This is a genomic window from Streptomyces sparsus, from assembly GCF_054776295.1.
Window position 1 is genome coordinate 1 of the sequence record NZ_BAAHCA010001062.1, and the last position, 1,521, is coordinate 1,521.

Sequence of the window (1,521 nt, forward strand, 5' to 3'; positions counted from 1 at the left end):
CGCGCCGGGCCCCGGCGCGGCGGCCGGGACGGCGTCCTGTACCGACGGCACAGGGCGCCGCTCGTTTCTACTACCCTTGACGGGTGACCATTCGCCTGTACGACACCAGCGCCCGGCAGATCCGTGATTTCACCCCGCTCACCGCGGGCGCCGTCTCGATCTACCTGTGTGGTGCCACCGTGCAGGCGGCCCCGCACATCGGCCACATCCGTTCCGGGCTGAACTTCGACATCATGCGCCGCTGGTTCACCCACCGCGGCTACGACGTCACCTTCGTCCGCAACGTCACCGACATCGACGACAAGATCATCACCAAGTCCGCCGAGCAGGGCCGTCCCTGGTGGTCGATCGGCTACGACAACGAGCGCGCCTTCAACGAGGGTTACGACGCGCTCGGTTGCCTGCCGCCGACGTACGAGCCGCGGGCGACGGGGCACGTGCCGGAGATGATCCAGATGATGCGCGGGCTCATCGAGCGCGGACACGCCTACGCCGCCGAGGGCAACGTCTACTTCGACGTGCGCTCCTTCCCCGGCTACCTCTCGCTCTCCAACCAGGAGCTGGACAACCTGCTCCAGCCGTCCGGCGAGGGGGAGACGGGCAAGCGCGACCCGCGGGACTTCGCCATGTGGAAGGCGGTCAAGCCGGGCGAGCCGTCGTGGGAGACCCCGTGGGGGCCCGGTCGTCCCGGCTGGCACCTGGAGTGCTCCGCGATGGCGCACAAGTACCTCGGCCCCGCGTTCGACATCCACGGCGGCGGCGTCGACCTCGTCTTCCCGCACCACGAGAACGAGATCGCCCAGTCCAAGGCCTACGGCGACGACTTCGCGACCTACTGGCTGCACAACGCCTGGGTCACGATGAGCGGCGAGAAGATGTCGAAGTCGCTGGGCAACTCGGTGCTCGTCGCCGAGATGGTCAAGCGCTGGCGGCCCATCGTGCTGCGCTACTACCTCGGCACGCCGCACTACCGGTCGATGATCGAGTACAGCGAGGACGCGCTCCAGGAGGCCGAGACGGCGTTCGCGCGGATCGAGGGCTTCATCCAGCGGGCGGTGGAGCGGGCGGGGGCGATCGAGCCCGCCGACGAGGTGCCGGCCGACTTCGCCGCCGCGATGGACGAGGACTTCGGCGTCCCGCAGGCGCTGGCGGTGGTGCACAACACCGTGCGGCAGGGCAACGCGGCGCTCGGCGCGGACACCGCCGACAGCAAGGAGACCGTCGCCACCTGCCTGGCCGAGCTCCGTGCCATGCTCGGGGTGCTGGGTCTCGACCCGCTCGACGCGCACTGGGCTGCCGGAGCGGGCGAGCGCGGCGACGAACTCCACGGTGTGGTGGACTCGCTGGTGCGGCTGGTCCTCGACCAGCGGCAGGCGGCACGCGGGCGCAAGGACTACGCCACGGCCGACGCGATCCGCGCCGAGCTCCAGCGGGCGGGCCTGGTCATCGAGGACACACCCGGCGGTGCCCGTTGGGAGCTGAGCCGCTGACGGGCGCGACCCCGGCCGCCGCACGGCCCCG

1 protein-coding gene is annotated in these 1,521 nt (G+C 70.9%); it reads left to right on the forward strand.

Going from position 1 to position 1,521, the window contains the following annotated elements:
• Nucleotides 1-83: 83 nt before the first annotated feature.
• The gene (cysS, locus tag ACYVE9_RS26290) at nt 84-1,490 is read left to right on the forward strand and encodes a cysteine--tRNA ligase (protein ID WP_461030391.1); all 1,407 of its coding nucleotides are present in this window, start codon (nt 84-86) and stop codon (nt 1,488-1,490) included.
• Nucleotides 1,491-1,521: the final 31 nt, after the last annotated feature.